This is a genomic window from Actinotalea soli, assembly GCF_017565425.1.
GTDB lineage: Bacteria > Actinomycetota > Actinomycetes > Actinomycetales > Cellulomonadaceae > Actinotalea > Actinotalea soli.
Genome location: NZ_JAGEMK010000001.1, coordinates 852,552 through 875,993, shown reverse-complemented (window position 1 = coordinate 875,993; position 23,442 = coordinate 852,552). Strand labels below are relative to the sequence as shown.

At 71.7% G+C, this 23,442-nt stretch carries 16 protein-coding genes; 7 read left to right on the top strand and 9 right to left on the bottom strand.

Going from position 1 to position 23,442, the window contains the following annotated elements:
* Positions 1-119 precede the first annotated feature (119 nt).
* Complete coding sequence (locus tag J4G33_RS03995) at positions 120-2,579, top strand: glycosyltransferase (protein WP_307793726.1); 2,460 nt, start codon at positions 120-122, stop codon at positions 2,577-2,579.
* A 14-nt stretch (positions 2,580-2,593) separates the two neighbouring features.
* Positions 2,594-3,628 (top strand): glycosyltransferase family 2 protein, encoded by a 1,035-nt coding sequence (locus J4G33_RS03990; protein ID WP_208054557.1) that lies wholly within the window; start codon positions 2,594-2,596, stop codon positions 3,626-3,628.
* On the opposite strand, the gene J4G33_RS03985 is transcribed toward J4G33_RS03990, so the two are convergent.
* Positions 3,545-4,612, bottom strand: coding sequence for a glycosyltransferase family 2 protein (locus J4G33_RS03985; protein ID WP_208054556.1), 1,068 nt, complete (start codon positions 4,610-4,612; stop codon positions 3,545-3,547). The genes J4G33_RS03990 and J4G33_RS03985 overlap by 84 nt on opposite strands.
* A gap of 107 nt (positions 4,613-4,719) precedes the next feature.
* A complete protein-coding gene (locus tag J4G33_RS03980; RefSeq protein ID WP_307793725.1) occupies positions 4,720-5,856 on the bottom strand; it encodes a glycosyltransferase family 4 protein in 1,137 nt (378 codons plus the stop codon).
* 140 nt (positions 5,857-5,996) lie between these two features.
* On the opposite strand from J4G33_RS03980, the gene J4G33_RS03975 reads away from it, so the two are divergent.
* Genes J4G33_RS03975 through J4G33_RS03960 form a run of 4 tightly spaced genes read left to right on the top strand, consistent with a single transcriptional unit; the run spans position 5,997 to position 10,366 of the window.
* The gene (locus J4G33_RS03975; RefSeq protein ID WP_208054555.1) at positions 5,997-7,085 is read left to right on the top strand and encodes a nitroreductase family protein; all 1,089 of its coding nucleotides are present in this window, start codon (positions 5,997-5,999) and stop codon (positions 7,083-7,085) included.
* Complete coding sequence (locus J4G33_RS03970) at positions 7,075-8,025, top strand: lysylphosphatidylglycerol synthase domain-containing protein (protein ID WP_208054554.1); 951 nt, start codon at positions 7,075-7,077, stop codon at positions 8,023-8,025. The genes J4G33_RS03975 and J4G33_RS03970 overlap by 11 nt, the downstream gene beginning before the upstream one ends.
* Positions 8,022-9,242 (top strand): polysaccharide pyruvyl transferase family protein, encoded by a 1,221-nt coding sequence (locus J4G33_RS03965; protein WP_208054553.1) that lies wholly within the window; start codon positions 8,022-8,024, stop codon positions 9,240-9,242. Before J4G33_RS03970 ends, J4G33_RS03965 begins: the two co-directional genes overlap by 4 nt.
* Positions 9,239-10,366: a glycosyltransferase family 4 protein gene (locus J4G33_RS03960; RefSeq protein WP_243758384.1), complete on the top strand. Its 1,128-nt coding sequence runs from the start codon at positions 9,239-9,241 to the stop codon at positions 10,364-10,366. Before J4G33_RS03965 ends, J4G33_RS03960 begins: the two co-directional genes overlap by 4 nt.
* A gap of 67 nt (positions 10,367-10,433) precedes the next feature.
* Here the strand turns inward: J4G33_RS03960 and J4G33_RS03955 are convergent, their stop codons facing one another.
* The 6 genes from J4G33_RS03955 to J4G33_RS03930 all read right to left on the bottom strand — a co-directional run bounded on the left by J4G33_RS03955 (position 10,434) and on the right by J4G33_RS03930 (position 20,254).
* Positions 10,434-12,503 (bottom strand): hypothetical protein, encoded by a 2,070-nt coding sequence (locus tag J4G33_RS03955; RefSeq protein WP_208054552.1) that lies wholly within the window; start codon positions 12,501-12,503, stop codon positions 10,434-10,436.
* A complete protein-coding gene (locus tag J4G33_RS03950; RefSeq protein ID WP_208054551.1) occupies positions 12,503-13,072 on the bottom strand; it encodes a hypothetical protein in 570 nt (189 codons plus the stop codon). Before J4G33_RS03950 ends, J4G33_RS03955 begins: the two co-directional genes overlap by 1 nt.
* Positions 13,073-13,239: 167 nt before the next feature.
* Entirely contained in the window at positions 13,240-16,059 is a 2,820-nt protein-coding gene (locus J4G33_RS03945; RefSeq protein ID WP_208054550.1) for an N-acetylmuramoyl-L-alanine amidase, read from the bottom strand.
* A 114-nt stretch (positions 16,060-16,173) separates the two neighbouring features.
* Positions 16,174-17,949, bottom strand: coding sequence for a phospholipid carrier-dependent glycosyltransferase (locus tag J4G33_RS03940; protein WP_208054549.1), 1,776 nt, complete (start codon positions 17,947-17,949; stop codon positions 16,174-16,176).
* Entirely contained in the window at positions 17,949-19,475 is a 1,527-nt protein-coding gene (locus J4G33_RS03935) for a glycosyltransferase family 39 protein (protein ID WP_208054548.1), read from the bottom strand. Before J4G33_RS03935 ends, J4G33_RS03940 begins: the two co-directional genes overlap by 1 nt.
* Positions 19,476-19,624: 149 nt before the next feature.
* The gene (locus J4G33_RS03930; protein WP_208054547.1) at positions 19,625-20,254 is read right to left on the bottom strand and encodes a dTDP-4-dehydrorhamnose 3,5-epimerase family protein; all 630 of its coding nucleotides are present in this window, start codon (positions 20,252-20,254) and stop codon (positions 19,625-19,627) included.
* An 86-nt stretch (positions 20,255-20,340) separates the two neighbouring features.
* On the opposite strand from J4G33_RS03930, the gene rfbD reads away from it, so the two are divergent.
* Entirely contained in the window at positions 20,341-21,183 is an 843-nt protein-coding gene (rfbD, locus tag J4G33_RS03925) for a dTDP-4-dehydrorhamnose reductase (RefSeq protein ID WP_208054546.1), read from the top strand.
* Between the two features lie 27 nt (positions 21,184-21,210).
* Here rfbD and J4G33_RS17705 read toward each other — a convergent pair whose 3' ends face one another.
* On the bottom strand, positions 21,211-23,394 hold the full coding sequence (locus J4G33_RS17705; RefSeq protein WP_307793723.1) for an acyltransferase family protein: 2,184 nt from the start codon (positions 23,392-23,394) through the stop codon (positions 21,211-21,213).
* Between the last annotated feature and the right edge of the window lie 48 nt (positions 23,395-23,442).

The window sequence follows — 23,442 nt, the reverse complement described above, 5'->3', positions numbered from 1 at the left end:
GCCGGTAGTCTGGGCGGCCGACGCGCGCCCGCGAGAGCCGGGGCGCACCCACCCCGAGACTGCTGCTCCTGGAGGACTCTGTGAGTCGGACGAACGCCGATCGACCTGCGCGTCCGGGCGTGGTCTCCGTGATCCTCGTCAACTACCGCGGGGCCGAGGACACGATCACCTGCCTGCGGTCGTTCGCCGACGTCGACTGGCCGGCCGAGCAGCTCGAGCTCCTGGTCGTGGACAACGACTCGGGGGACGGCAGCGAGGAGCGCATCCGGGCCGAGGTGCCCCAGGCCGTCGTCGTCCAGGCGGGTTCCAACACGGGGTTCGCCGGGGGGTGCAACCTCGGGGTCGAGCACGCGACGGGGGAGTACGTCGCCTTCATCAACAACGACGCCCGCCCCGGTCGTGACTGGGTCTCGGCCGCTGTCGCCACCCTCGCCTCGGACCGCACGATCGGGTGCGTGGCGAGCAAGGTCCTGGACTGGGACGGCAACCTGGTCGACTACGTCGACGGTTCCCTGACCTGGTTCGGGATGGGCTACAAGCGTGAGGCCGAGCGTCCGGACTCGCCCGAGTACGACCACCCCAAGGACGTGCTGTTCGGCACCGGGGCCGCGATGGTCATGCGCGCCGACCTCTACCGCGAGGTGGGGGGCTTCGACGAGCGCTTCTTCATGTTCTACGAGGACGTCGACCTCGGCTGGCGGCTCAACGTGCTGGGTTACCGGGTGCGGTACGAGCCCCGGTCCGTCGCCTACCACCGCCACCACGTCACGATGAAGAAGTTCGGGAACTTCCGCGAGAGCTACCTGCTCGAGCGCAACGCCCTCCTCGCGATGTACAAGAACCTGGACGACGAGTCCCTCGCCAAGGCGCTCCCGGCCGCCATGGCCCTCGCGGTCCGCCGGTCGCTGGCCCGCACCGGGACCGACGCGACCGCCCTGGACCTGCAGCGCTCACCGGGCGGGGACGACGTCGGCACGATCGAGGTGCAGAAGATGGCCCTCACCGGGCCCTACGCGATCGACTACTTCGTCGAGCAGCTGCCGACCCTCCTCGAGTCGCGGCGCGAGCTCCAGGAGAAGCGTCGACGCAGCGACCGCGAGCTGTTCCCGCTCTTCCGGCACGCGATCGAGCCCGCCTACGCGATCGAGAGCTACCTCGACGCCCACGCGGTCCTCGTCGAGGCCTTCGGCATCGCCGAGCACTTCGTCTCGCGGCACCGGGTGCTCGTGGTGACGGGGGAGCCGCTGCTCGACCGGATGGCCGGACCGGCGATCCGCGCGTGGGAGATCGCCACGGCGCTCTCCTCGGAGCACGACGTGCGGCTGCTGTCGACCGCCGGGGCGCAGACGAGTCACGCAGACTTCGAGGTCGTGACCGCGGTGGGCCACGCCCTCAGGGCCCACACCGACTGGGCCGACGTCATCATCTTCCAGGGCTTCCTCCTCGAGGGAGCGCCCTGGCTCAAGGACAGCGCCAAGATCGTCGTCGCGGACATCTACGACCCGATGCACCTCGAGCAGCTCGAGCAGGCCCGCGACCAGGGCCCCGAGGGGCGCGTGCTCGCGGTGCGGGAGACCACGCGGGTGCTCAACGAGCAGCTCCGCCGGGCCGACTTCATGCTGTGCGCCTCGGAGAAGCAGCGGGACTTCTGGTTCGGCCAGCTGGCCGGCCAGGGACGGGTCAACCCGAAGGTCTACGACGAGGACGAGAGTCTCGACTCGCTGATCGCGGTCGTGCCGTTCGGCATCCCCGACGTGCCGCCCGTGCAGAAGCGGCGGGCCATCCGGGACTCCGTGCCGGGCATCGGCAAGGACGACAAGGTCATCCTCTGGGGTGGCGGGATCTACAACTGGTTCGACCCGTTGACCCTGCTGCGTGCGGTGGACCGCCTGCGCGAGCGGCACGACGACGTGCGGCTGTACTTCTTGGGGCTCAAGCACCCGAACCCCGGCGTGCCCGCCATGCGGATGGGGTGGGAGACCAAGCAGCTCGCCGAGGAGCTCGGCCTGGTCGGCACCCACGTCTTCTTCAACGAGGGGTGGGTGCCCTACGCCGAGCGCGCCGACTACCTGCTCGACGCGGACGTCGGCGTCTCGACGCACTTCCAGCACGTCGAGACCGCCTTCAGCTTCCGCACGCGGATCCTGGACTACCTGTGGGCCTCGTTGCCGATCGTCGCGACCGAGGGAGACACCTTCGGCGACCTCATCGCCCTGCGCGGCCTGGGTCGAGCCGTCCCGGCCGAGGACGTCGACGCGCTGGTCGAGGCCCTCGAGCAGATGCTGTACGACGAGGAGGCCGCGGGGGCCGCGCGCGAGAACGTCCGCGGCTTCGCGGTGGAGTACCACTGGTCGCGGGCCCTCATGCCGCTGATCGAGTTCTGCCGCCTGCCCCGGCGGGCGGCAGACCTCGAGTACCACCTGGGCCGGCCCGAGGTCACGGCCCAGCCGTACCGAGCGCGACAGGGGCTGCGGGCGGACATCGCCCTGGCCCGCGACTACCTCGCCGCGGGCGGCCCGCGCGAGGTCGCACGAAGGATGACCGGGCGGGTCCGCCGCATCACCGGTCGGGCTGGCTGAGAGGAAGCGACGCAGTGAAGGTATTCATCCAGATCCCCTGCCTCAACGAGGAGGAGACGCTCCCCTCGGTCCTCGAGTCGATCCCCACGCAGATCGACGGTGTGGACGAGATCGAGATCCTCGTGATCGACGACGGCTCGACCGACCGGACCCTCGAGGTCGCGCGGGCCCACGGCGTCAGGCACTTCGTGCACCACACCCGGAACATGGGGCTCGCGCGGTCCTTCCGCGACGGCGTCGACTACGCCCTCACCCACGGCGCCGACGTGGTGGTCAACACCGACGGCGACAACCAGTACCCGCAGAACCGGATCGGGGACCTGGTCCAGCCGATCCTCGCGGGGACGGCCGACATCGTCATCGCGGACCGGCAGACGCAGACCATCGAGCACTTCTCGCCGTTCAAGAAGGTCATGCAGCGCTTCGGCAGCTACATCGTCAACCGGGCTGCCAGCACCGAGCTGCCCGACGCCGCGAGCGGGTTCCGCGCGTACTCCCGGGCCTCGCTGTTCCACCTGAACGTCGTGACGCAGTTCAGCTACTGCATGGAGACGATCATCCAGGCGGGCAACAAGCGCCTGCGGATCGAGAGCGTGCCGGTCGAGACCAATGCCAAGACGCGCGAGTCGCGGCTGTTCAAGAACATCTTCCACCACATGGCGAAGTCCGGGTCTGCGATCACCCGCAGCTACCTGATGTTCAAGCCGTACGTCATCTTCACGACCCTGACGCTCCTGTTCGGCGTCCTCGCAGCGGCCCCGCTGGTGCGGTTCCTGTTCATCTGGCTCACCGGAGGCGACACCTCGGGCAACGTCCAGTCGCTCATCTACGGGGCGATCATGGCGGTGGCGGCGCTGCTGTCCCTCGCACTCGGGGTGCTCTCGGACCTGCAACGGACCAACCGGGTGCTCCTCGAGGACCAGCTCGAGCGGATCAAGGCCATCCAGTACCGGCGGCCCGAGTCCTCACCTCAGGTACTCGGCCACGGTGGATCGGTCGACCCGAGCCTGATCCCAGACCTTCCGGCGGGTGTCGAGCACCCGCGGTAGAGCGATCACGGCGTCGCGCAGCCCACGCCATCGGGCAGCCAGGGTCCCGCGTGGCTCGGACCGCCGGATCGTGGCGAGCGTGGCGCCCACGGCCTGGCGGAGGTAGGCCCGGAGCACCAGCGGCCAGGGGGCGTGGCGGCCGAAGACCACCAGCGAGTTCCGGGTGTTGTGGTACCGGAACACGGGGCTCGAGGTCCCCGAGCTCGCGGCGTGCTGGTGGTGGGCCACGGCCCTCCCGTCGTAGTGGACCCTCCAGCCGGCAGCGCGGAGCCGCCACGACAGGTCCGTGTCCTCGTAGTAAAGGAACAGGCTCGGGTCGAAGCCGCCGACCTCGCGGACCGCGGAGCTGCGCAGGAGCGCGGCTCCGCCGCAGAAGCCCATGACGTCCGTCTCGCGGGACTCGGTGCCGTCCACGGCCAACCAGTCCCGGTCGGTCCCTGCGCCGGCCCGCGTGACCTGGTTGCCCGTCGAGTTGACCAGCCGTACCGCCTGAGGGGTTCCCGGCGGTGCCGGCACCCAGGTCCGTCCGTCCCGGGTGAACCCGGTCGCCTGCGCCTCGGCCGCCACGAAGCTCCCGGCGAGGAGAATCTTCGCCGTGACGGCGGCGACGTCCTCGTTGCCAGGGGTCTCCATGACCTCGATCATGCTGAGCACCGAGCCCGGGTCCAGGGTCGCGTCGTTGTTGAGCAGGAGCACGAGCTCGGCGTCCCCCTCGCGCATCGCGAGCTCGGCCCCTCCCGCGAAGCCGGAGTTCGTCGGGCTCTCGAGGAGGGTGACCTGGGGGTACTCGCCGCGCAGGAGGTCGCGTGTGCCGTCCTGGGAGGCGTTGTCGACCACGACGACCTCGGTGACCCCGTCCTGGTCGACGAGGGAGTCCAGGCACGGACGGAGCAGGTGGGCCCCGTTCCAGGTCACGACCACCGCGCGGACCCGGGGCCCGCGGGCCCGGACGGAGTCCTGGTCTCGGGGGGCGGAGGGAGGCACGGCTGCCAATCTGAGCAGGGACGGGAGCGGTGTCGGGGTCCGGTCGGCCCGGGAGGACCAGACCAGTCTAGGCGCGCCCGTCGCGGCGGGTCGCGGCTGCTGGCAGGTCAGCCCGAGGCGGCTGCGGCACGGTAGGCCTCCACATGGAGCTGGGCGCTCCGCGCCCAGGTGAAGCCCGCGGCGTTGGTGCGGGCAGCCTCGGCCAGCCTCGAGTGCCCCTCGCCGGCGGCCTCGGCGAGGGCGGCCGCGAGGTCGGTCGGCGAGGTCGGGTCGACGAGCAGGGCGCCGTGCGTGCTGATCTCGGCCATCGACGTGCCGGCGGAGGTCACGACCGGGACGCCGTGGGCCATCGCCTCCAGGACAGGCATCCCGAACCCTTCCCACGTCGAGGGGAAGCAGAAGGTCCGTGCCCCGGCGTAGGCGCGGTGCAGGTCGGCCTCGTCGAGCCGTCCCAGGAGCCGCAACCGACCCGTGGGCAGCGTGCCCGACCGGCGGGCGAGATCGGCCGCGGCGCCGCCCCAGCCCTGCGGTCCCACCAGCACCAGGTCGAGGTCGAGGTCGGGGTCCTGGTCGAGCAGCGCCCGGTACGCGTCGAGCAGGACGGCGAGGTTCTTGCGCGGCTCGAGGGTGCCGCACCACAGGAGGTACGGGCGCTCGAGGCGGTGCCGGCGGCGGAACTCCTCGACCTCCCCGGGCTGCGGCTCCTGGATGCGCACACCGTGGTGCACGACCCGGATCCGCTCAGGCTCGATGCCGTGCTCGGTGCAGTCCTCGGCCGTGGTCTGCGAGGGGACCACGACCACGTCGGCCTCGCCCCGCACGACGTCGAGGGCCCTGCGGAAGAAGGCGTTCCCCCGGGGGGTGAAGTGCCCGGGGTCCCGCAGGAAGGCGAGGTCGTGGACCGTGACGACGAGGGGACCGCGGCGTGGCGGGACGGCCCAGGTGGTCGCGTGCAGCACCGCGGCAGAGGCCGCGTCGCGGCGTCGTCCGTGGCCCCTGCGCCGCAGCCACGACTCGTAGAGCAGCGCGCGGGGGAGCGGTGCGTGGTGCACGGCCATCTCGGTCGGGAGATCGGCCGACGGCGCGCCGGACCGGCGGGCTGCGAGCCCGGTGAGCTCGACCTCCCCGGCCTCGACGAGGGCGCGGGCGAGCTCGACGATGTAGGTGCCCGAGCCTCCCGGGGCCGGCTGCCAGAGCTGCTCGACCGTCATCGTGACCTCGAGGCCGTCCCGTGCTGTGCTCACGGTGCGAGCCTACGGGTCCCACCCCGTGGTCCCGCCCGGCCGCCCGGGCCCGCCGGGTACACTCCTGGGGCCGGGTCGTCGACCACCACCAACGGGCTCGTGCCGCGTCCGGCCACCGCCGCCCCCGTCTGAGGACTCCTGTGATCAAGAAGCTGAAGCGCATCGCCAAGGACCTCCTGGCGATCCCCGCAGTCCGCAAGGCCTACGAGCTCGCCAACCGTGGGGTGCTCACGGCGGCAGGGACCACGCGCCTCGGCGCGACCCTCTACTCGATCCCCGGCTTCGGGACCTTCAACCGCGAGCAGTTCGCGGTCCTCTCGGGTCGGCGCGCCTACTACGAGAACCTCCGTCGGAGCCGCAGCAGCCACGTCGAGCTGAGGCGCAACATCCACCGGCTCGAGAAGGGCATCCTCATGCGTCCGCGCCGGGACGCCTTCGCGAAGGACTACATCCTCGAGACCGTCGACTTCTACCGCACGGCCCTGCGCCGCGGCCCCCAGGACCCGGTCATGGACGCCAGCGAGATGACTTGGGCCCACGACGTCCTCGCCGAGTACTTCGCGGTGGTCACGGTCGCCGACCCGGTGGTCGACCGCGCCAGGGCGGTCTTCACCTCCCTCGAGCACTCCACCACGGACGGCACGGTCAAGCCCTACGTGCACGGCGACATCCCGCAGAGCGACGTGACCTACGAGCAGCTCGCAGCACTGTCGATGCAGCGCCGGTCGGTCCGCTGGTTCCTCGACAAGCCGGTCGAGCGCGAGCTGCTCGACAAGGCCCTCCTGGTCGGTCGTCAGTCGCCCACCGCCTGCAACCGCCTGCCGTACGAGTACCTCGTCTTCGACGACCCGGCCATGGTCGAGCGGGTCGCAGGGATCCCCTTCGGCGCGGCCGGGTACGCCCACCAGATCCCCACGCTCATCGTGGTCAAGGGACGCCTGGACAGCTACTTCTCCCCGCGCGACCGGCACGTGATCTACATCGACGCAGCCCTCGCCTCGATGGGCTTCATGTACGCCCTCGAGACCCTGGGGCTGAGCTCGAGCGTCATCAACTGGCCGGACTTCGAGCCCCTCGAGGCCAAGATGGCCAAGACGCTGGGCCTGGCTCCCTACGAGCGCGTCATCATGCTCATCGCCGTGGGCTACGCGGACCCCACGGGTCTGGTGGCCTTCTCCCAGAAGAAGGACCTCGACGTCCTGCGTAGCTTCAACTCTCTTGAGTCGTAGGCGCCTCCTCCGCGTCGGTCTCACCGTCGCGGTCCTGGGCCTGGTCGTCTTCTTCTTCGGCCGGGCCCTGGTCGCGAACTGGGACGCGGTCCGCGAGATCGAGGTCCAGGTCAACGCCTGGTCGGTCGGAGCGGTCGTGCTCTTCGGAGCCGCCGTGATCGTCTCGGGCCTGCTGTGGGGCTCGATGGTCACCCATCTGGGGACGACGCGGGTCACCGCTGCTGACGCGATCCGGGTGCAGTGCGCCTCGTGGCTGCTCAAGTACGTCCCCGGCCAGGTGGGCTCGGTGGCCAACAAGGTGCTGTGGGCGCAGCAGCGGGGGATCTCGCGGACCCTGGTGGTCATCACCTTCGTCTACGAGAACGTCTTCCTCCTCCTCGGCTCGATCATCCCGACCGCGGTGATCCTGCTCCTGCACGACGTCCTGGTGGGGGACTCGGCAGACGTCGTCGGGATGCTCCTGCCCGTCCTGCTCGCCCTCGTGCCGCTGCTCCTGGTGACCAACCGTCGGGTGTTCCGCTGGGGCGTCAACCTGGTGGCCCGCCGGGCGCTCAAGCGTGACGTCCCCGAGGAGTACTTCCTCGGCGGCCGGGCCTCGATCGGCTACCAGCTGGCCTTCCTCCTGCCCCGGCTCGTGAACGGGCTCGGGTTCGTGCTCATCGTGGCGTCGTTCCTCGACGTCCCGTCCACGGCCTACCTGCCGCTCGCGGCGACATACGTGCTGGCCGGGGCTGTTGGTATCCTCGCCGTCTTCGTACCCAGCGGCCTGGGCGTCCGGGAGTCCGTGATCGTCCTGCTCGCCTCGCGGTACATGCCCGTCGAGCAGGCCATCGTGCTCTCGTTGCTCGCCCGCCTCTACAGCACCGTCGGGGACGTCGTCGTGGCCCTCGTCTACGGTGCCCTCAAGATCCGCGACGTCAGGGAAGGAAGTGCGTCATGAAGGTCGCAGTCATCGGTTCGGCATTCTCCGGGAACAAGGGGGCTGCCGCGATGCTCGAGAGCGGGGTCCAGCAGCTCTCGGCCCGTGACGCGCAGACGCGGTTCATCCTGCTCAGCATGTACCCACGGTCGGACGCCGAGCAGAACGAGTACCCCAACCTGCGGGTCCTCGACGCGTCCCCTCTGCGGCTCGGGGTGCTGCTCAACTCGGCAGCCTTGCTGCACCGCCTCCTGCCGCCGCTGCGCAAGACCATCGAGCGGGCCGTCCCGGAGGTCGGAGCCCTCGCGACGGCTGACGTCCTGCTCGACCAGGGTGGCATCACCTTCGTCGACGGTCGGGGCAAGTTCCTCATCTACAACGTGGCGAGCATCCTCCCGGCGCTCCTCGTCGGCACCCCGGTGGTCAAGTGCGCTCAGGCGATGGGTCCCTTCACGAGCCCCCTGAACCGCTTCGCGGCCAAGACGCTGCTCCCGCGGGTCGCGGCGATCGTCTCCCGCGGCGCGGTCACCCACGAGCACCTCACGGGCCTCGGGCTGGACAACCTGCACGAGGGTGCTGACCTGGCCTTCACCCTCGAGGTGACCGACCGGGACGCCGCCCTCGCGCAGGCCGCGGTCGACATGACCTTCTTCGAGGGCGGCGACGTCGTCGGGGTCTCTCCCAGCGCGGTGCTGCGCAAGTCGGCCGAGGCGGCGGGGGAGGACTACGTCGCCGAGGTCCAGCGCATGATCGACCACCTGACGGGCACCCTGGGCAAGAAGGTCCTGCTGGTCGCGCACAGCGCCCGGTCCACCACGGACAAGACCCACAACAACGACCTCCCGCTCTGCCGCGAGGTCTTCGCCGGGCTCTCCTCGCCCGACCGCGTGCTGTTCCCCGACGAGGAGCTCTCCTCGCAGGCCCTGCGCTACCTCATCGGCCGGTGCGACGTGTTCGTCGCCTCGCGGTTCCACGCGATGGTGTCCTCGCTGGCGATGGGGGTCCCGACCCTCGTCATCGGCTGGAGCCACAAGTACCGCGAGGTCCTGGACATGTTCGGCCTCGCCGAGTGGGCCGTGGGCCACGACGCCTACACCGACGAGCTCTTCGCCGAGCGGATCGGCCTGCTCATCGACCAGGAGGAGCAGGTGCGCTCGCAGCTCGAGGCCTCCCTGCCCCAGGTCAAGGCCAAGGCACTCCGCCAGATCGACGTGATCGAGGACGTCGCGAACGCATGACGCCACGCGTGCTGATCGACGCCACCGCGATCCCCGCCGACCGCGGTGGCGTCGGTCGGTACGTCGACGCCCTGCTGCCCGCCCTCGCCCGGCAGGACGTCGCCCTCGCGGTCGTCTGCCAGGAGCGCGACGCGGAGGCGACGAGCGACCTCGTCCCCGCGGCGGAGATCGTGACGGCACCCGCGGCCCTGTCCGGGCGTGCGGCACGACTCGCCTGGGAGCAGAGCGGACTCGTGGCCCTGGTCCGGCGGCTGCGCCCCGACGTCCTGCACAGCCCGCACTACACGATGCCCCGCTTCTCGTCGGTGCCCGTGGTGACCACGCTGCACGACGCGACGTTCTTCAGCCACCCGCAGCTCCACTCGCCGGTCAAGGCGAGGTTCTTCCGGGCCGCGACCCGTGCGGCCGTCCGCCGCTCGGCAGCCGTCGTGGTCCCCTCGCGTGCCACACGGGACGAGGTCCGCCGCTTCGCGGGCGGTGGCGAGCCGCTGTTCCACGTCGCCTACCACGGTGTCGACGGGTCGGTCTTCCACCCGACGTCGGCCGAGGAGCAAGCCCGGGTGCGCGCCTCTCTCGGCCTCGGGACGGCGCCGTACGTCGCGTTCCTGGGGACGCTCGAGCCCCGCAAGAACGTCCCTGCCCTCATCCGGGGCTGGGTCCGCGCCAGCGCGGGTCTCAGCGACCCGCCGCGTCTGGTCCTGGCGGGGGGACCAGGCTGGGACGACGCGGTCGGGCCCGCGATCGAGGCTGTCCCTGACGGGCTCGACGTGCAGCGGACCGGGTATCTGCCGCTCGGTGACCTCGCCGGGCTCATGTCGGGGGCCGAGGTGGTGGCCTACCCGAGCCTGGGGGAGGGCTTCGGCCTCCCGGTGCTCGAGGCGATGGCTTGCGGCGCCGCGGTGCTCACCTCCCGTGAGCTCTCGCTCCCCGAGGTCGGTGGTGAGGCGGTGGCCTACTGCGGGACGGACGAGCAGAGCATCGGTGACGCTCTGCGGCAGCTGCTCGACGACGCGGCACGACGTGAGGAGCTGGCCGCTGCGGCCGTCGCTCGCGCCCAGCAGTTCACCTGGGACGCCGCCGCGAGCGTGCACGTCGCGGCGTACCGTCAGGCCCTGCGCGCCTGACGCCACGGCCCCTGCCCCGCGCTCTCCGCGACCCGCAGGCGATGGGTGCTCGGCCTCGGCCGACCCCTCAGGTGACCGTCACCGTCCGACAGCCGAGCAGGGTGTTGCGTTCGCGCTGCACGTCGATCCCGTAGAGGCACACGTTCCGCGACCCTGGCGCTGCCGGGACGCGGGTGTCGTAGCCGTGCAGGGGGCCTCGCTGGTGGGCGCGCTCGACGTCGTCGCGCCGGATGTTCGCGAGGACCGACCGTGCGGGCGAGCCGTCGATGTGGACGTGGACGCGGATCGGGTCGTTGGTGTTCGGGTCGATGGCCCAGCCCCGAGCCCGGATCTCGCCTGTCAGACCGGTGACCGAGTCCACGTGGCCGAAGGGCGCGCCGTTGACCGTGACGGTGCGGCACCCGAGCTGACGTGCGACCTTGGTGGTCGCGTCGAGGGCCTCGGCGCAGACCTGGTAGTCCCCGGGGGCGGCGTCCTGCTCGTAGGTGAAGCCGTGGAGGGGACCGCGGCCGTGCACGCGCTCGACGTCGGCCCGGGCTGCGGCGGCGGTCATCGTGCTCATGACGGTCCCGTCGACCGTGATCCGGACGTCGATCGAGTCGTCGGTGTCGGGGTCCAGGGCCCAGCCGCGCAACCGCAGGGAGCCACCGATGCTGGTGGTGACGCTGTCCAGGGAGCCGATCGGAGCGGCGTTGGTCGCGGTCACGGTCCGGCAGCCGAGCTGTCGGTTCGGTCCGCCGGTCGAGTCGATCGCGAAGGCGCAGACCGTGCGCCGGCCGTCGGTCACCGGCACGGAGACGGCGTACCCGTGCAGGTTGCCGCGTCCGTAGGTGCGGCCCACGTCGGGGCGGTTTCCGTTGGCCACCACGCTGCGCACCGCGCGTCCGTCGACGTGGACGTGGACCCGGATCGACGCGTCGGTGTCGGGGTCCAGGGCCCAGCCCCGGACGGTCGCGGACCCGGCGGAGGCCGTCACCGAGTCGAGGGACCCGATAGGCCGGGTGTTGGCCACGGTGACGGTCTTGCACCCGATCTGCGGGTTCACCCTGCCCCCGGTGGCGTCCATGGCGTGGACGCACACGTTCCGCCGGCCGTCCGCGGCAGGGACCGAGGTGCTGAACCCGTGCTGGTCGCCCTTGCCGTGGATCCGACCGATGTCCGTCCGGGTCCCGTTCGCGAGGACCGAGCGCACCGCCTTGCCGTCGACGTAGACGTGCACCCGGATCGACGCGGTCGTGTCAGGGTCCAGGGCCCAGCCGCGGACGGTGATGCTCCCTGCCGTGCTCGTGACGGAGTCGACCGTCCCGATCGGCTGGCGCTGGTCGGTCGAGCCGAACCAGTCCGTGAAGTAGTTCCAGAAGTTCCGGTTGCCGTAGGCCGAGCAGCTGTCTCCCGAGCCGTAGCCGGCGGCGAGGGCCGCGGGGTTCGGCTGGTAGGGCGTGTAGTTGTACAGGCCGGCGGTGGCCTGGTTGCGGATGAACACCGGCGAGCTGCCGCACGCGGCGTTGGGGTGGAAGCGCACGTTGTTGGTCATGCCGGCGCGGTGGTTGAAGTTGTTGGGGTTGAGCGCGTAGTTCTTGAACTGGTAGGCAGCCCGGTAGACCTGGTTGAAGAACCCGGCGTACTCGGTGTTGCACGCGGCGGTGTCGGGGCACCCGAAGCCCATGGCCTTGTTGTACGTGGCAGCGGACTTGCCGGCCGTCGCGGTGATGAAGCCCTGCTCCTTCTGCAGGGTCACCAGCAGGACCTGGGGGTTGATGCCGCAGGCCCGCGCGACCTTCGCGATGATCTGTGCCGCGGTCTCGTTCGCCGCACCGGTGTAGGCCCCCTGGCACTGGGCCGTGGCGGGCTTGTTCTGGGTGGTCTGGCGGAAGTCCTTGATGCAGACGAGGCTGCTCGTGCTCGTGCAGCGCGACCCCTTGGACACGAGGAAGCTCTGGACCTGCGCCGCAGTCATGGTCGAGGCGTCGTAGAATGCGGCGTCGCTGATGATCATGCCGGGGTCGAAGAGCCGCAGGTCGGCGGCCTCGGCCGGGGCGCTCGCGGGCGGGGCGACGACGACGGCGACGGCTCCGACCATCGCGACCGCGACGGTGAGGATCAGGGAGACCACGCGGGTGACGGGGCGGGTGCGCATCAGGGGACCTCGATCTGCACGGGCTCGGACGTGCCGCGGGACGTCGGGGAGGAGTAGGTCAGGGTTGCCGTCCACGTCCCTGCGGACAGCTCGGACCGTGGCACGCTGACCGAGCCGCAGCTCGTGGTCGACGCGTCGGCGAGGGCCGCTCCCGAGGCGGAGGCGGTGACCCCGTCACGGGTCAGCGTCAGGGTGCATGTTCCTGTCTGCTCGACGACGTCGGCGTAGCCGACGACCTCGGCGGCGCCCAGGGAGTCGTTCCAGCCGGAGATGGTGACCGTCACGTTGGTCTCGGCGACGGTGGGCGGGGCGGGACTGGTCGGCGTCGGGGACGGCTCCTGCGTCGGCTCCGGCTCCGGCTCGTCGGTCGGCGTGGGGGTGGGCGTGGTGGTCGGGCTCGCGTCCTCGTCCGGCGTCGGGGAGGCCTCGGGCTTCTCGCTCGGTGACGGGGTCGAGACCGGGCTGCTGTCGTTCCCCCCGCCGATCAGGACGGCAGCGGCGACGCCACCGATCACGAGGACGGCGACGACGGCAGCAGCCACGACCAGGGCACGGCGGCGCGACGTCATCTGTGGTCCTCGAGGGGGTCGGGAGGCGTGGGCCTCGGTGTCAGGTCACGGTAACCCGGCGGTCACCGCGCTCGGCGGCACGGCCCGTGCGTGTCCTGGGCGCGGGCCGTGCCGCCGTCTGCTCGGTCCCGGATTGTCCGTCTTTGGTGGCCGGCGGCCACCGGAATTCACCCGCGGACCGTGGCCTGACGGCACCCGGTCTGCGTGTTGCGTCCGGGCGTCGCGTTGATCGCGAAGACGCAGACCGTGCGCGGCCCGGGGGGAGCGGCGACGGTGGTGCGGTAGCCGTGGTTGTTGCCCATCCCGTAGATGCGCCCGACGTCGGCCCGGGGGTCGCTGGCCAGGACCGAGCGCACCGCCCTGCCGTCGACGTAGACGTGCACGCGGATCGGCGCGGTGGTGTCGGGGTCCAGGGCCCAGCCCCGCACGGTGACCGTCCCGGAGCCGCCCGAGACCGCATCGACGTGCCCGATGGGTGCGGCGTTCGTCACGACCACGTTGCGGCAGCCCAGGAGGGTGTTGGTGCGGCCGCCGGTCGCGTCGATCGCGAAGACGCAGATGCGCCGCGCACCGTCGGGGACCTCGACGCTGCCACGGAAGCCGTGGTTGTCGCCGAGACCGTAGATCCGACCGATGTCTGCGCGCGGGGAGTCGGCGCGGACCGAGCGGACCGAGCGTCCGTCGACCTGGATGTGCACCGAGCTCGGGGCGGTGGTGTCGGGGTCCAGGGCCCAGCCGCGGACGCTGACCGTGCTCCCGGAGACGGTCACCGCGTCGAGGTGCCCGATCGGCGGGTTGCCGATCTGGACCGTCTTGCACGCGCCGAGGGCGGGGTTGGTGCCCGAGGGCACGTTGATGGCGTTGACGCACACACGGTGGCTGCCCTCGGCCGCCGGCAGCGTGACGTTGAAGCCGTGGTTGTCCCCCCGGCCGTGGGCCCGGCCCACGTCGGGTCGCGAGCGGTCCGCACGGATCGAGGTGAGCGTGCTGCCGACCCGGATGTGCACGTTGATCGGGTTGGCCGTGTCGGGGTCGAAGGCCCATCCCGAGACGTTCACGCCGTTGGCGGTCGCCCGGATGGTGTCGACCTTGCCGACAGGGGTCGCGTTGCTCACGCGCACCCAGAGGCACCCGAGGTTGGTGTCGCTGCCGGCACCCTGGTTGATGGCGGTCACGCACACCGCGTGGCGTCCGTTCCCGGCCGGCACGGAGGCGGAGAAGCCGTGCAGCGGCCCCGAGGCGGGGTGCGCCCGGCCGACGTCGGCCCGGTTGCGGTTGGCCGCGATGAGGTGGTTCTGCCCGCCGACCGAGACCCGCAGGGTGACCGTGGCGGTGCTGCCGACCTCGAGGGCCCAGCCGCTGACGTTGATGCCCGAGCCCGTCGCGGACACGTTCTCCCAGTTGCCCAGGGGAGAGGCGGCCACCGTGGCGTTGGCGATCGCCGCCACCCGTGACCGGATCGCGGGGAGCTGTGCGTAGAGGTATCGCCCGGGGCACGCGGTCGACTGGGTGTCGCGGTGCCCGAAGATCGTCGGCAGGGAGACGCTGGTCCCCGCGGGGAACCTCGTCGCACCACCGCCCGAGACCATCGAGACCGAGGTGCCTGCGCTGATCCGCTGGATCGAGAACTTCCAGGCGATGATCCGGCTGATGCTCTCCGTCAGCGCGGCCGGGGCCTGCGCGGTGTCGTAGTTGCCGATCGCGGAGACACCGATCGTGCGGCTGTTGAACCCGCCGACGTGGACGCCGACCACGGGCTTGTCGACCCCACCGGTGCGCCCCTCGAAGATGCGGCCGAACTTGTCGACGAGGAAGTTGTAGCCGATGTCGCACCAGCCGCGGCCACCGCTGGCCTCGGGGCGTGTGTGGTACGCCATGAAGCCCCGCAGGAGGCCCGGCACCTGGTTGGCGTCGTAGGTGTTGGTCGAGGCCGTGTGGTGCACGACGGCGCTGCGCACGTCACGGGAGTAGTCGGGGTCGCAGGTCACCTGGGACTCGACGGCCCCCCACTGGGCACGGGTGATGATCGCCGGCTTGCCCACCGCGGTCTGGGCGGCCGAGGGGATACCGGTCGGGTCCTCACCCGGGTCGACCAGGACGACCTTGAGGCCCTGGACGGTGCCGGTCGCGGCCTCGGCCCACACCTGGATCCCGTCGGCGTCGAAGGCGACCACGGGCTCGCTCGCCCCGCGGGTCACCGGGGCGCTGCCGTCCTCGGTGTCGGCGTCGGGGACCGCGTCGTCCACCGCGACCTCGTCCCACTCCGTCCAGGTGCCCTCCATCCGGACGCGGAAGCGCACGGCCACGTCGGTCAGGTCCTCGGTGAGGTCCCAGGTGATGCCCATGACGGCGAACGGTTCGACCTCGAGCTCGGCGGTCAGGACATCAGGGTCGACCTCCTCGGCGTGCTCCTCAGCGGGGTCGGGGGTCTGCGTGGGCTCCGGGGCGGCCTCGTTCTCCTGGCCCTCGGGGGACGGGGGCGCCTCGCCGGAGTCCGGGGTGCTGGTCGCGGTCTGGTCCTCCTCCTGCTGCCCGGCGACGCCGTCCCCCTCGGTCGGGATGCTCTCCTCGGCCTCCGAGGTCTCAGGTGCGGTCGTCCCGGTAGGCCCGGACGTCTCCGCGGGGGCGGCAGACTCGCCGGGCTCGGGGGTCGCGCCCTCGACCTCGGTGCCGTCCTCGGTCGGGGCCGGGGATGCGGTCGCCGACTCCTCGGTCTCGGGGGTGGGCGCAGCGCCGTCGGAGGGGGGAGCCCCGTCGTCCTCCAGCAGGCTGCGGAGGGCGGACTCGGGTGCGGTCGCCTCCTCGACGATCTCCTCGAGGCTCGCCTCGTCCACGCCCCCGAGGTCGAGCTCCTCGACGGTGACCTCGCTCGGCGAGGTCACGATGCTGTCGGTCGCGGCGGGAGGTGCGCCCATGGCTGTCGTAGGCACGGCGAGGGTCGCCACGAGGGCGAGGGCCGCCGTGCTTCCGACGAGTCGAACGGACATGGGTGTTCCTCCGCGGTGTCTCAGGCTGTCCTGGCAGACGATGACACCCCGCGGGGCGTATGCCAAGGCTGCCACCCCTCGAGTCAGGGTGAACGTGACAAGGGTGAGGCCTGTTTATGCCCGATCGAGGGAATAGTCGCTTTCGCGGGTGGCGTCCTGCGCCTCCTCGTCCCCGCTCCGGCGGCTCGGCTCGCCGTCCTCGTCGTCGACCGCAGCCCGGTCCCCGCGGGAGCGGTCCCGGACCTCGTGGGGCGCAGCGGACCGCAGCTCGTGCGCCGCTCCGTGCAGGAGCAGGACCAGCACGGTCGTGAGGGCGAGCGCGAGGAGGGCGACGATCGACAAGGTGACCGTCGGCACGGGCGCGGCCCAGGCGACGAGCGCCCGAGCTGCGGAGAGGAGGTCGTTCCCGCCGCCCGTCCAGTGGAACGCGAGAGCCTGGAGCATCGCGCTGACCGTGAAGGCCACCGCGCCGACGCCGAGGGTCACGACCGCCCACCACCGGGCGCGGAAGGTCAGCATGGACATGACCCCGACGCCGAGGGCGGCGGCAGGTGCCGCGATCGCGGCGAAGAGGTAGCGCCCCTGGAGCCCGCGCGGGGTTCCCGTGTCGAGGTAGAGGCCCCACGTCGAGTACAGCAGGCTCGCGAGGCACAGCAGGAAGGGCAGCACCAGGAGGAGGGCGTCAGCGCGACCCGCGGCGAAGGACTGCTTGCGGACGAGGAAGATGACGAGGCCGGCGAGCACGAGCGCCGCGAGGCCCGTCGTGAGTGCGTAGGGGTAGGGAGGGGATCCGTCCTTGATCGAGAGGGTCGCCCAGAAGCGCATCGGGATGCGCGTCGTGGCGTGCTCGAGGTACGTCGGCAGGCCCTCCTGCCAGGTGAGGGGTTCGGGCAGGCTGGGGGAGTGCCCGGCGGGCTGCAGGGTGCCGAACACGAGGTAGTTGCGGACCCACCACCACCCCCCTGCGCAGCTCAGCGCTCCCGCTGCGACGAGGCTCCCCGCTGCTCGACCCCAACGGCGCGTCCGGGTGCCGCCGATGACGTACGCCAGCACGACGACCGGGACGAACATCAGAGCCCAGGCCTTCGAGAGCAGGGCGCAGGCCAGCGCGAGGCCGACCAGGACGGTGGTCCGGGCCCGCAGGTCGCCGGTGGCGATCCTCGCGGCCAGCAGGGCCACGGCCGTGCAGCTCAGGATCAGGAGGTTGTCGTTGTTGACCGCCCCGCCCAGCGCCCCGAGCTGGGGGATCCCCAAGGGAACCAGCGACGCTGCGATGGCAGCCGGAGGATCCGCGCCGAGCCGGGTGGCGATCGCGGCCAGGAGCCAGGGGAGCGGAGCCAGCAGGGCGACGCTCAGCAGGCGCAGGGCCCACGCCTCCATGTCGAAGGCGAGGGTGGCGGGGGTGAGGTCGTTCACGGCGGCGCCGAGGACGTAGTAGCCCGGGGGGTGCTGACCGAGGCTGTTGACCACCTCGGTCTCGGTGATGGTCCCGTCGGGGACCAGGGAGGGGCGCTCGGAGCGGGGGAGCGCGCCCTCCGCCGCAAGGGGGTAGTACCCCTCCCGGAGGTCCTCGCGCTGGGTCCATCCGGAGACCACCCGTGTCGCCCGCAGCTCCTCGAGCTGGTTGAGCGTCCGGTAGCCACCCCACTCACCGTCGTACTGCATCGAGAGGATCGCGCTGATGTGGTGCGACTCGTCGGCGGAGCGGTAGGTCGGCAGCAGCACCGACCAGGTCGCCGTCACGGCCACCCACGCCAGCGTCACGGCCACGAGGACCCGTCGCGTGACGGGGGCCAGCGGGCGTCGGGGTCCGTCGCCGGTGACGCGCGGCCGCCGAGCAGCACGGTGCCGGGGTGGGAGGTCGGCGGCGCGATCGGGCGTGCCGACCATCAGAGCACCTCCTTCTCGGCGTCGAGCGGCGGTGGTGGTTCACGTCGGACCAGGACGACGCCGAGGACGATCACCATCACGACGAGGGCGGCACCGGCAAGGACGACGAAACCGGCCGAGAGGATCGGCGGCAGCGGGCTCCACGCGGTCAGGGACGTCATCCGGTCCAGCAGGTCGTCGCCTGCCCAGTGCCCCTCGAGGGCCCTGGCGAGCGAGGCCAGGGTGAACCACCCGCCGAGGACGCTCAGGAGGATGGCGACCGCCCGCCGTAGCGCTGGCCGAAGCAGCCCGAGCAGCCCGAGGGCCACGCAGGCCGCGACCGCAGCGAGCCCCGTGTAGAGGTATCGCCCCTGGAGCCCGCGTGCGGCCCCGGTCACGAGGTAGAGCGAGAAGGTCGAGGAGAGGAGCACGAGCAGGGCAGCCGCGAACGGGGCGACGAGCAGGAAGGCGTCGATCCGGCGTGCCTCGAAGGAACGACGCCGGAGCAGGAAGACCACCATGAGGAGGGCCAGCAGGACCGTCAGCGCGCCGGTCAGGGCTGGCGAGAACGGGTCGTCCCCGTACTTGAGGGACAGGGTCGCCCAGAACCGGGTCGGGAGGAGATCGGCCGCGGCGTCGACGAAGTCCGGCAGCCCCTCGCGACGGCCGAGCGGGCCGCCCTCGCGGGCGGGGAGGTGACCGGCAGGCTGCACCGCCCCGAAGACGAGGTAGTTCCGGACCCACCACCAGGCTCCGATGCACGAGAGCAGTCCGGCCACGGCCAGGCCGCCGGCGGCCCGTCCCCAGCGTCGCGTGCGGAACCCGGCGACCACGTAGGCGAGGGCGATGACCGGGACGAAGAGCAGGCTCCAGGCCTTGGTCAGCATGCCGACGCCCAGCACCAGGCCGAGCAGGAGGGCGGTGCGTGCGCGGAGGTCCCCGACCGCCACGCGCGCGATCAGCAGGGACATCCCGGCCCCGGTGAGGATCGCCAGGTTCTCGTTGTTGACCGCCCCGCCGAGGGCGCCGAGCTGAGGGATCAGCAGCGGGGTCAGCGCCGCGACGGCGACGGCTGCGCGGTCGGCGCGGAAGGTCCGGGCGATGCCGGCGAAGATCCACGGCAGGGGCGCGACGAGCAGCACGTTCACCAGTCGGAGCAGCCACACCTGGAGGTCGAAGGGGGTGGTCGAGGGCGTCAGGGCGCTGACCACGCCGGTCAGCGTGTAGTAGCCGGGGGGATGCTGACCCAGGTTGTTGATCCCGAAGCCGGTGAAGGTGCCGTCGGTGGTGAACGGCGGACGCTCGGGGCGAGGCACGGCGTCCGCGGCGGCGAGCGGGTAGTACTCGCGGTCCTCGTTGAACATCCCCGCGGCGTCCCGGGAGTCCATGACCTCGCGGAGGGCAGGCAGCTCCTTGAACCCCGGCCACTCGAGCGTCTCCCGCAGCGAGATCGTGGCGCTGACGTGAAGGACCTCGTCGGCCGACCGGTACGTCGGCAGGGTGACGCTCCAGGCCAGGAGCACCGCCAGCCAGGCGACCGAGATCACCGCGACGAGAGTGGTCGGGAAGGGGGACGTAGGGGTGCCCGCGTCGCCGACGCTTCTCCCGTCGAGCTCTCGGCGACGGCGCAGCTCCCGCCGGGTCGCGCTGGGGGCGGGCTGTGGGTCCGGTGGCGCTGGAGCCGCAGCATCCGCCATCAGCGGCTGGTTCCCTCGCCGAGTGCGCCGAGGTAGGCGGTCACCGTCTCGAGGTCGGGCAGCAGGCCCGAGGCACGGGCCTCGAGGAGCCCGGGGGCGGCGGTGTCCTTGTCGGACAGCTGCGGGGTCAGCGGGGCTCCGTCGCGGCCGGTCGTGGGCCACTCGATGCCGACATCGGGGTCCATCGGGTGGATCCCGTGCTCCCGGCCCGGGGCGTACCCGGTCGAGCAGAGGTACAGGACGGTCGAGTCGTCCTCGAGGGACATGAACGCGTGGCCCAGCCCCTCGCTCAGGTAGATGGCGCGGCGGTCCACGTCGTCGAGGAGCACGGCGTCCCACTGCCCGAAGGTCGGTGAGCCCACACGGATGTCGACGGCCACGTCCAGCACGGCGCCCTTGGCGCAGGTCACGTACTTGGCCTGCCCGGGCGGAACGTCGGCGAAGTGGATCCCGCGCAGGACGCCAGCCGCCGAGACCGAGCAGTTGGCCTGCTGGAGGTCGAAGGAGTGCCCGACCGCCTCGGCGAAGGGCCCCCCCTGGAAGTACTCGAGGAAGACACCGCGCGGGTCGCCGTGCTGCTTCGGGGTGATCTCCCATGCTCCAGGCACGGTGAGCTCGCGGTAGGTCATGTGTTCCTCTCAGGCCTCGACTGACGCCGCGAGCCTACCTGGCGGCTACGCTGGCGACTCCTCTGCGGCGAGTGATGGGAGCAGGCGTGCGCTGGTTGGTCGTGGGTTCGGGCGGGATGCTGGGGCAGGACATGACGGCGTTGCTCGCCGAGCGGGACGAGGAGGCCCGCGCGGTCGATCGCACCGAGCTCGACATCACCGACGTGACGCACCCGCTGAGCATCGATCCCCAGGTGGACGTGGTCGTGAACTGCGCCGCCTACACCGCGGTGGACGCCGCCGAGACGGACGAGTCGGCAGCCTTCTCCGTGAACGCCGTCGGGGCCGCCAACGTGGCCCGGGCCGCCCGGGTGGCAGGTGCGCGCGTGGTGCACGTGTCCACCGACTACGTCTTCGACGGGACGGCGACCGAGCCCTACGGCGAGACCGATCCCCTCGCCCCCGCCTCGGCCTACGGCCGTACCAAGGGGGCCGGTGAGTGGGCCGTCCGCGCCGAGAACCCTGACCACCTGCTCGTGCGCACGGCGTGGCTGTACGGGGCGCACGGGGCCTGCTTCCCCAAGACGATCGCCCGCGTCGCCCGGGAGCGTGGGGGCCTCGACGTGGTCGACGACCAGTGGGGCCAGCCGACGTGGACCCAGGACCTGGCAGACCTCATCCACCGGCTGGTCCTCGCGGGTGCCGAGCCCGGCATCTACCACGGCACCTCGTCGGGCCGGACGTCGTGGCACGGCTTCGCCCAGGAGGTCGTCGCCGCAGCAGGCCTCGACCCGACGATCGTGGCGACCACGACGAGCGCAGCCTTCGAGCGCCCGGCTCCGAGGCCGGCTTTCTCGGTCCTCGGGCACGGCGCGCTCGAGAGGGCAGGCGTGGCGCCCATCGGGGACTGGCACCAGCGCTGGCAGGTCGCGGCCCCCGTCGTCCTCTAGGGCCCCGGGACTGCGGTCGAGGCCGCGTCAGCGGTCCATCGCCCCGACCAGGGCCTCGCGGATCTGTGGGGCGAGGGTCGCCCCGAAGGTCGAGGTGATGTGGTTCGTGTCCTTGTGCGTCATGATCCCGCCGATGACGAAGTGACAGGTCTCCTCGTCGCAGAAGGAGTCGGTCATGTCCAGGAGGGTGACTCCTGGGACAGGGTCCGACTCCATCGCGACGACGATCGGGTCGAGGGGTGCAGCCTCCGCGCGAGGCAGGGTGCAGGGGTCCTCGTCGACCGGTGCGGCCGCGATGCAGTCGGGCACGTTCCGGTCCATGGAGATCGGGACGTCCACGACGGCCACGACCGGGGTCCCGCCGGCGGTCCAGATGCGCCAGGTCGCGGCGAAGGCCTCCGCGATCCGGGGGAGCTCCTCGGCCGGTTCGGTGTAGGCGTAGCGCTTGGTCGCCCCCGCGGTCAGGATCACGTCGACGTCCTGCATCTCCGCGATCAGGGGTACCAGGTCGCGCTTCCAGTGCTGGCAGTCCTCACGGTTCTCACGGTCGATGCTCGTGGTGTAGGTCTGGATCGCCGGGCGGCAGGAGCTCGCGCCGTACACCCGGATCGCCCAGTTGTTCTCCTCGGCGAGCATGGCCACGGCCCGCGTCAGGTGCCGGGCGTGGGAGTCACCGACCAGCGCGACCGTCGCGCTCGGGTCTTGGCTCCCGAAGCGGCACTCCTCGACGACGGTGCCCTCGACGAGAGCACAGCTCCTGCGGAAGAAGGGGGCGGTCTCCGCCTGGACGTCGATCCACGCGTCCTGTCCGTCACCGGACGCGAACTCCGGCGTCATCCACTCGCGGAGACGGTGGGAGTCGGGGCAGTGGCCCCCCGGTTCCATGGCCATGGCGCCGAGGCACGGGTCTGAACCGGCGAGGGCGCTCGACCCCACTGCCTCCGCCGAGACGTAGGCGCTCGTCGTGCGGTTCTCGACGTGCTGCCACGCGACGAAGCAGGCCGCGACCATGGCCGCGGTCACGACCCCGGCGACGAGGTACGTCGTCCGCACGCCGCCGGATCCCCGGAACCTGTCCTCGACCATCGCCTTGGTCACGAACGCGAGCACCACCGAGGCGAGGAGCACCCCGAGCTTGTCGACGAGAGTCAGATCGCGCCCCAGGGCGTAGGGCACGAGGACGATGAGCGGCCAGTGCCACAGGTACAGGGAGTACGAGGCGTTACCGATGGCGCGCGTGACCCCGAGGGTCATCACCCGGTCAGGTCCCACGGGGCTCCCCGTCATGCCTGCGGCGATCACCGCGAGCGTGCCCAGGACAGGGATCGCCGCGAGGTAGCCCGGGAAGGGCGTCCCTCCGTCGAAGACGAGGACGGCGACCACGATGAGCGCGAGGCCGGTCCAGCTGAGGACGACGCGCGCCCCGCGGGCTGCCGCCCACCGAGCCGAGGCGAGGCGTCTGGTGGCGAGGGCCAGGAGGCCGCCGGCCGCGAACTCCCACGCGTGCGTGAAGGTCGAGAAGTACCCGCTCGACGGCGTGGCGAGGGTGGCGTGGATCGAGTGGGCGAGCGAGAGGGCCAGCACCGTGACGAGGCCGACGGCGAGGGTGCGCTGCAACGAGAGGCCGGCGCGGCGGGCGAGGACGAGGAGCCCGAGCATCAGCAGCGGCCAGCCGAGGTAGAACTGCTCCTCCACGGAGAGCGACCAGTAGTGCTGGACCGGCGAGGCGGGGACCTCCTGAGCGAAGTAGTCCACGGCGCTGCCCGCGAGCACCCAGTTCTGGACGTACACGGCGCTGGCGCCGATCTCGAGGCTGAAGGGCTGCCAGAGGGTACGGGGGGCGACGAGCAGGGTTCCCAGCAACGAGGCGACGAGGACCAGGCCCGCCGCGGGGAGCAGGCGGCGCACCCGGCGCGCCCAGAAGGCCCCCAGCGAGATCCTGCCCTTGGCCGTCATCTCCCGGACGAGGTGAGAGGTGATGAGGAACCCCGAGATGACGAAGAAGACGTCGACGCCGACATAGCCACCGGTGAGGCGGTCTGGCCACAGGTGGAAGAGCACCACCGTCATCACCGCGAGGGTGCGCAGAGCCTGGATCTCGGGCCGATGGCCGCGGGCCTCCGCGGACGACTGCCGCCTGGTCGCTCTGGCGCGGGCGTGGCGCGGCGGGCCAGCGACGCGGGACGCCGCGTGACCAGGGGACCTGTTCACTGGGGAGGGCCGTTCGGTTGTGCCGCTCGTGCGGGCTCGGACGAGGTG

What these genes read in the sequence shown, in the direction of transcription:
- J4G33_RS03965 (WP_208054553.1), top strand. Translation starts at nt 8,022, where the DNA reads ATGAAGGTCGCAGTCATCGGTTCGGCATTCTCCGGGAACAAGGGGGCT.
- J4G33_RS03960 (WP_243758384.1), top strand. Translation starts at nt 9,239, where the DNA reads ATGACGCCACGCGTGCTGATCGACGCCACCGCGATCCCCGCCGACCGC.
- J4G33_RS03955 (WP_208054552.1), bottom strand. Translation starts at nt 12,503, where the DNA reads ATGCGCACCCGCCCCGTCACCCGCGTGGTCTCCCTGATCCTCACCGTC.
- J4G33_RS03950 (WP_208054551.1), bottom strand. Translation starts at nt 13,072, where the DNA reads ATGACGTCGCGCCGCCGTGCCCTGGTCGTGGCTGCTGCCGTCGTCGCC.
- J4G33_RS03945 (WP_208054550.1), bottom strand. Translation starts at nt 16,059, where the DNA reads ATGTCCGTTCGACTCGTCGGAAGCACGGCGGCCCTCGCCCTCGTGGCG.
- J4G33_RS03940 (WP_208054549.1), bottom strand. Translation starts at nt 17,949, where the DNA reads ATGGTCGGCACGCCCGATCGCGCCGCCGACCTCCCACCCCGGCACCGT.
- J4G33_RS03930 (WP_208054547.1), bottom strand. Translation starts at nt 20,254, where the DNA reads ATGACCTACCGCGAGCTCACCGTGCCTGGAGCATGGGAGATCACCCCG.